The 8,056-nt window shown below is 40.8% G+C and carries 4 protein-coding genes; all 4 read left to right on the forward strand.

Annotated features, from left to right (window positions below; genetic code table 11):
- On the forward strand, positions 1-2,749 hold a 2,749-nt coding region (locus Q0502_RS01615; RefSeq protein ID WP_298646362.1), incomplete at its 5' end, for a TonB-dependent receptor.
- 12 nt (positions 2,750-2,761) lie between these two features.
- Complete coding sequence (locus tag Q0502_RS01620; protein WP_286922819.1) at positions 2,762-4,303, forward strand: RagB/SusD family nutrient uptake outer membrane protein; 1,542 nt, start codon at positions 2,762-2,764, stop codon at positions 4,301-4,303.
- A gap of 113 nt (positions 4,304-4,416) precedes the next feature.
- Positions 4,417-7,290: a hypothetical protein gene (locus tag Q0502_RS01625; RefSeq protein WP_286880170.1), complete on the forward strand. Its 2,874-nt coding sequence runs from the start codon at positions 4,417-4,419 to the stop codon at positions 7,288-7,290.
- Positions 7,291-7,303: 13 nt separating this feature from the next.
- Positions 7,304-8,005: a sulfatase-like hydrolase/transferase gene (locus Q0502_RS01630; RefSeq protein WP_298646367.1), complete on the forward strand. Its 702-nt coding sequence runs from the start codon at positions 7,304-7,306 to the stop codon at positions 8,003-8,005.
- Positions 8,006-8,056 lie beyond the last annotated feature (51 nt).

Consider the following 8,056-nt stretch of genomic DNA (forward strand, 5'->3'; position numbering starts at 1 on the left):
AGTGATCGTTGTGGGGTATGGTACACAAAAGAAGGTGAATTTAACCGGAGCCGTTTCGGCAGTCACCGGAGATGAAATGGTAAAACGGCCGGTCACCAATCCGGCAACCATGCTTCAGGGACAAATGCCTGGAGTCCGAATTATACAAGGACTTGGACAGCCGGGGAATGAATCCGTTCAAATAAGAGTTCGCGGTCAAGGTACATACAGCAGTGCCGGTTCTGATCCTTTGGTGTTAATTGACGGTGTTCCGGGATCACTTTCTACGCTAAACGCAAACGACATAGAGAGTGTTTCTGTATTGAAGGATGCTGCATCTGCATCTATTTATGGTGCACGTGCTGCCAATGGGGTAGTTCTTGTTACAACTAAATCGGGAAAAGACGGCGGTTTTAAAGTGAACTACAACGCCAATTTTGGAGTTCATAATCCGACCAAAATGTTAAATATAGTCACCAATTCCGCCGACTACATGGAGTTAACCAACGAAGCCAAAGCTAATTCCGGGATATCTACAGGTTTATATACACAAGATATGATTAACTCATACCGGAACGCAACGGACAGGGTAAAATACCCGAATTTCGATTGGCTGGGATACATGTTCAATTCAGCTTTTGTTCAAAATCACAGCTTATCGCTTAACGGAGGAAACAAGGGAACCACATATAACATTACGCTTGGATATGTGGATCAGCCGGGAACAATGAAAGGATTTACATTTGACAAATACAACTTCAGGACAAATGTAAAGTCTGATTTGAAAGATTGGATCACCGTTGGAGTAAATATTGCGATGGAAAAGGGAAATCAAAAAAATCCACGGCAAAGCCATGATGATGCATTTTTGTCAACCTTGTCGCAAGCCCCCACATATATGCCCTTTTTACCCGATGGAAGATATGTGAATTCTGCGTACAACTTTGAAAGCCATAACAAAAACATGGTAGCCATCGTGGAAAATGATGTAATGAGAACCACGACCAATTACGATGTATCATCACAACTATGGGCAGATATCAAATTAGCAAAAGGATTAAGCTGGTATTCGAAAATGGCCGTAAATCTAGGTGATGTTTCCTATAAAGACTGGCGTCCGATAGTCAATCTTTACGACTATCACTCCGGCAACTTTGCAAGGACACTTGACGTGGGTGGTGAAGGCTTAATATCGCACAATAACCGAAATTATTACACAAATTTCTTTACTTACCTGAAATATGATTTCAACATAGATCAAGCACACAATTTTGGATTACAGGCGGGATATAGCCAGGAATATAACAACTACCAGTTTCTACAGGGATATCGGCAAAAGTATGTAACCAACAATCTTCAAGAGTTGAATGCAGGAACTGCTGCTGTCCAAACCGCCAATGGAAATACAACAGAATGGGCGCTGAACTCCTATTTCGGCAGGTTTAACTATAACTACATGGAGAAATACCTATTTGAAGCTAATGTTCGTTATGACGGCACATCAAGAATAGCTAAAGACACTCGTTGGGGCTTCTTCCCTTCGTTCTCTGCAGGATGGAGATTAACCGAAGAAGATTTTATTAAAAATGCAGAGATAAATTGGTTGACAAATGCAAAGATAAGAGCGTCTTACGGACTTTTAGGAAATCAAAATATAGGTGGAGATTTTCCCTATCCCTATCAAGACTTACTTAACTTTACCGGCGATTATGCCTTTGACAATTCTGTATTAAGTCCTGGGGTTGCTCAATCCGCTCTTGCAAACTCATTGCTGAAATGGGAATCGACCTCGGTTGCAGACGCCGGACTCGACTTGCAATTATTCGGAAAATTAAACATTACGTATGACTGGTACAGAAAACACACCTTTGATATTTTAAGGCAAGCACAGGTTACCGGGGCATTGGGATTAAGCGCCCCATTTGTTAATAGCGGTGACATGCTGAATACAGGCCATGAACTTACCGTTCAGTACAATGACAGGATTAACCAGGGTGCCTTGTCGGGACTGCAATATGGCGGGGGCTTCTTTGTAGACGTTTTCAGGAACAAGCTTATCAAGTTTGGAGCAAGAGAGATTGATGGATATGTTATTCGCGAAAACAATTTACCCTACAACTCATATTATATGCTTGACGCCATCGGCATTTTCCAGACACAAGAAGAGGTGGATAATTCGCCCACTCAGTTCAGCGGAAATTTTGGCCCCGGTGATATCAAGTACCGCGATGTGAACGGGGACAACGTCATCGATAACAATGACCGCGTAACCGTACCCGGTAGATTTCCAAAATTTGAATACTCGTTCAACGGAAACGCATCATGGAAAGGATTCGATTTGTCATTCCTGTTCCAGGGAGTCGAGGGAAGAAGAATCTACACGGACGGCTGGGGATTGGAGCCATTTATACAGGGAGCTGCACCCACGCTGGATTTTGTGAATAACCGCTGGACAGGACCCGGCACATCCAACTTCTACCCTAAAATCTATTATGGATGGGACGGTACAAATCCCAACAGAAGAGCCAGTACCTGGTATTTGCAGGACGCCTCGTTCTTAAGGCTAAAGAACCTCACTGTTGGGTATATAATTCCTGCTAACATCACCTCTAAGGTAAGCATTGACAGAATAAGGCTGTACTTCTCCGGGGACAATCTTCTTACTTTTACCAAATATAAGGGATTGGATCCGGAACGTGCCGGAGATGGAAGGTTTGTTCAATATCCTCAGAACAAAATCGTATCTTTTGGAGTGAATGTTGAATTTTAAAACTGAACAACAATGAAAAAATTAATTTACTTTATTATAATTGCTATAGGCTTTTCCTCGTGTGTGGATCTCGATTTAAATCCAAACGACAGGCCTTCTTCGGGAACTTTTTGGAAAACCCCGGAGGACATTAATCTGGCCCTCACTGCAACCTACGGCAGCATGCGTCGCAATATGTGGTCATTCTCAACTCCATGCTGGGACAACTTAACCGACAACAGTTACGGGCAACATGCCGAAGGACAGTACGGATTAACGACAAACATGGTACAGGGAAATATAGATCCCTCATCGGGGGGTTTTGTTTCAGAGGTTTATTTAGGAGCACTTGCAGATATTGCCCGAATCAACATCTTTCTGAGTAAATTGAAAGACTTCAGCGGATTAGACAGTACTGTTAAAACCCAATACGAAGCTGAAGCACGGATGCTACGGGCATACTACTACAGTTATCTCTACAGAGGTTATGGAGAAGTGCCGATTGTAAGTGAACCGTTGACCCTCGAAACACAATATCAGGAAAAGAAGCCTCAAGCCGAAGTATATAAATTTATGATGGACGACATCGATTTCGCAATTGCCAATCTAAAAGATGCCACATACAGCGGGGCAAAAGGCCGATGGACAAGGAATGCAGCAAAAGCCTACAAAGCGCGTATGATTCTTTATACCGCCTATGATGATGCCGGCAATATGATTAGCAGTAAAATGTCCGAAGCAAAAACAGTGTTGAGCGAAATTACAGGCTACTCCCTGGCTCCGGATTTTTCAGACAACTTCATCGATGTAAAACAGGAAACATCGCCAGAAATCATGATGTCGATAAAATTCCTGGCTCCCAACACCACAACATCTGCCGATATGTGGTATGCCGACTGGCTCGTCGTTAGCCCGTTACTAAATTTCATGGAAGAGTTTGAGATGAAAGACGGAACACCGGGCACAGCGCTTCCGAAAAAAGCGGGAAGTAAATTTACCCTCGATACTGAAACTTTTACCAACGCTTCTTTGGCAAACCGGGACCCGCGTTTAGCGAAAACAGTTTTCATCGAGAAATACGTTATTAACGGTACAGAATATACTGCTGGAAACGCAAAGCCAACAGGAGCAGGACTTGCTAAATTTTTATCATCGAACCTCACCCCTCCTTATGGATATAGCACATTAAGCCAACAAGACTGGGTAATTATGCGCTATGCAGATGTATTGTTGATGCTGGCCGAGGCTGAAAACGAACTGAATGGACCCACTCTCCTTGCGTATAATTCTATAAATGCCATCCGCACACGTGCAGGAATGCCGCCGTTGCCTGTCGGTTTGTCAAAAGACGACATGCGCAAGAGAATACGCCACGAACGTAGAATTGAGTTGGCTTTTGAAGGGCAACGCTACTTTGATTTAAAAAGATGGAAAACAGCCAAAACTGTTCTAAATGCAGTGCAGGACGCACCTGTTGTTTATAAATTCGAAGATAAAAACTATTTGTGGCCCATACCTCAATCAGAAATTGATAAAAATCAGGGGAAACTCTCGCAGAACACTGATTACAAGTAAATAATCTTTCTTGAAGAGGGTGCATTAACACACCCTCTTCATCTTTAACAATCTTACCTTATCCACATCATGATGTTAATAAAAATACGCTGAAACATTTAAAAACACACAAAATGAAAACGGTTTTGTTTTCCATATTCTTTTGGACATTATGTTTTGCAACCATGCATGGACAAAACAGCATAAAAATCTATCCTTACCCCATGACACCTTCAGAACATCCCGATTATTCAAGACACCTTGTTCAATCGCCAGACGCTTCACTTTTCGAAAATAAAACCGAATTTATCGCACTAAGGGATTTAACAGGAAATTATAATGAAAAATTGGACTTGTGGATCAATAAAGACAAACTGGGTAAAATCTTATGGGTGTCGTATCCTTTTATTTATCAAGAGAACATCAAAGAAATTGTAAGTGAAATAAAAAGAAGGGGCCTTTACTTATTCGATCTTTGGGGATATGTCCCCGGTTCCGGACCCGGAGGTTATTGGAGACAGTTTGTATTGCCAGACAGCATTTCATCCCTGTTTGAAACTGAACTTGGCAACAGGTGGTTGGGAATGGACAACGGCGAGCAGGACGGGAGATATGTCGGGAGTTACGCGCCACGCATGTATCCGATGGGGGTAGACCGAAAACAACAATACTTAAACTTTCAACGTCATTTCGAGGAGATGGGTAATCAGCTCGGAAATAAAATGTCTACACTTGTTTCGTTAAACTTCGGCCATTATTTTTTAAAAGAAGGAGTTTATGCCTTAATAGGAGCTGAAACCGCTCAAGGATTACCTAATTCACAAATTTATTATTCATTTATTCGCGGAGCAGGAAAACAATATGGTGTTAGTTGGTTTGGGAACGCATCGGTATGGAACCGTTGGGGGTTTAAAACATACGATAAGGATGCTACAAACATCGATGAAGACTACAACAGTGGCGGCCCCTTGAAAGGGACATCACTCAGCCTGCTGAAAAGACTGATGTATAACCATCTGATGTACGACTGCCTAGCGGTAGGATTTGAAGGATCCATGCGGGTTGACAACGAAAAATTAAGTCCAATTGGAAAAATTCAGCAGAGTGCAGCCAAATGGGTAGATAAATACGGCGATCCGGGAATAATGTACACGCCGGTTGCTGTAATGGTAGACTTCTTTTCCGGATGGACATTTCCCCGTCATCTTTATTCCCGTCAGGCATACAAATTGTGGGGAAATCTACCTTACGAAAAGCCGAACTACTTTACAGACGGTGTACTCGACCTATTGTATCCCGGATATCAAGACGCTTCCTACTATAAAGATGAAAGGGGGTTTATTGCTCCAACTCCGTATGGAGATATTGCTGACTGTTTAATGACCGATGCTCCGTTATGGGTATTAAAGCAATATCCTGTTTTGATTATCGCAGATGAAATACAACGGAGTTCTGAAATAAATGACAAACTCGAAACGTATGTAAAAGACGGCGGCCATCTTGTTATCACGTCAGCATCTTTAAAAAATATGCCGAATGGTATAGCAGGCATCTGTGTCGGGAAGAAAGCGTATACATCTGCATCGGAGATAGAATACAATGGAGATAAGATACAGGAAACAGCAGAATATAACCTGCTGCAGTTAAAGTATCCATCATGCGCAAAAGTAATCCAATGGAGTGATACAATTCCAGTAACAGTAGAATTGAATTCAGGCAAAGGAATGATTACGGTGTTTGCTTCTCCTTTTGGCATTACCGATCAGCCTCAATGCGAATTGCCGGCTCTGGCACAGGAAGAACAGGTTTTAGCGAAACCTTTTCCGGTTTTAAACCACGTAAAAGTGTTGTTGAACAATATTTTCTCATCTGTTCAACTATTTTCTGCAAATCCTGCGTTAAGTATGATTACATGTTATAAAGGCAATAATGAATATACGGTTCTTATATCTAATGATAAATGGTATCCACAAAAGTTCCATATCGGTACAAAAACAGGAAAAATAGCATCGATAAAGGAATTGGAAACTGATTTATCTGAAATGAAGGCTGTTGGATTCACACCAAAAATTGTAAGAGCCTCAATAGGGAAAAACACGCACAACACGATTGCTGGCGGTAGTGTTAGAATATTCAAGGTTAATCTTCAGGATGCAGATATATCCGTGATGCCAAAGATTAATCCGGATAGACCAAAACATAAAATATCACTGGTCTTAAGGAATACCCTGAATATAAAAGAAGAGATCCTGAAACGCCCTACTTTCTTTGAACATTACGACAGGGTTGTAGTCGATTGGCGTTATTTATACAACAAAGAAAAAAATAGACTACAACAGGAAGGAGATTGGATAAACCGTCAGAAATTAAAGGTGTCAGTAGACTTAACCTCTGGAATCAACCTGTTTCCTGATTTGCGTATTGTCAATAACGATGAACTACCCTATAAAAAAAGTATGGCAATCATTAAAAACGTAATGGATAAAATGTCCGCTTTAGGAGCAGACGTTTTGTTACTTTCAACCCAACAAACCATTGAAAATAATTTCACGCCTGAAAACTTTAACAAATCATTGAGAGAAACTTTCATCGAATTAGCTGATTATGCGAAGGAGAAAAATATCCAACTCTTTTTGAAACAAGTTTATGCCCGAACACCTTCATCCATTTCGGACTTGAAAAAATTAGTTGATGACGTAAATCGCGGTAATTTTACATTTTCACCTTCTCTTGCCCTTTTGCTGTTGGATGAGGGAAATATAAGAAAAAACATTACGCTATTAAAGCAAATGAAGATAGAAAATATAGTCGTATCGGGTACAGCAAAAGATATTCACCAACAGCTATGGAATACCAGTTATCCTCTATATAAGTATCAAAATAAAGAGAAAGCGAAGGAAATTTTAAAACAGTTCCCTAACGTAGAATATATAATGGATGGTATTTATGCGTCTCCGGATGAAGAATACCTTGATGTTAAAAATATTCATGCTATTTTAGCTGATTAATACCCTATTTTTAATGAGAAATCATATTTTTAACTCATTACTTACCGTTGCGACAATTACCTATAGTGGTAATTTAGCTGCGCAACAAAAACCCAACGTCATCTTCATTTATGCCGATGATTTGGGAAAAGGGCTCCTTTCAGCATATGGGCAAAAACAATACACTACCCCTAATATAGATAAATTAGTAAAGCAAGGTATTTCTTTTAACCGGGCATATGGCTGTATGCTTTCGGGTGATATTTTCAATGGAAACGCATCCATGGCGGGGTTGAAAAGAAGTAACCTGCAAGGCGGTGTCAACGTTCCGCTCATATTTTATTGGAAAGGCACATTCGCCGAAAACGAAATCAGCAATCAACTGGTTTCCAACTACGACCTACTCCCTACGTTTGCAGAGATGTTAGGTATAAGACCTTCCATCAAGAAAGATGGTATTTCTTTTTGGAAAACACTGACTGAAAACGTACTCTTGCCGGACAACCGATATGCGGTTTACAGTTCCAATCTGGGAGCGGCAATCGTTGAAAATACGGGCTGGAAACTTCGGCATTACGCCAAAAAAAATATTTTCGAACTGTATAATTTGAATACTGACCCTCAGGAACGAAACAACTTAATAGACAACTATCCTCAGATTGCTGAAAAACTAATAAACATTCTTATTCGAGAATGCGAGAGTGATTTAAGGAACGGAATTAATAAAACAGGATAATTATGCTAAAAAACATCTATTTACTCTTTATCTCCTTGATAATCTGCACAG

Source organism: uncultured Proteiniphilum sp. (assembly GCF_937873925.1).
Lineage (GTDB): Bacteria > Bacteroidota > Bacteroidia > Bacteroidales > Dysgonomonadaceae > Proteiniphilum.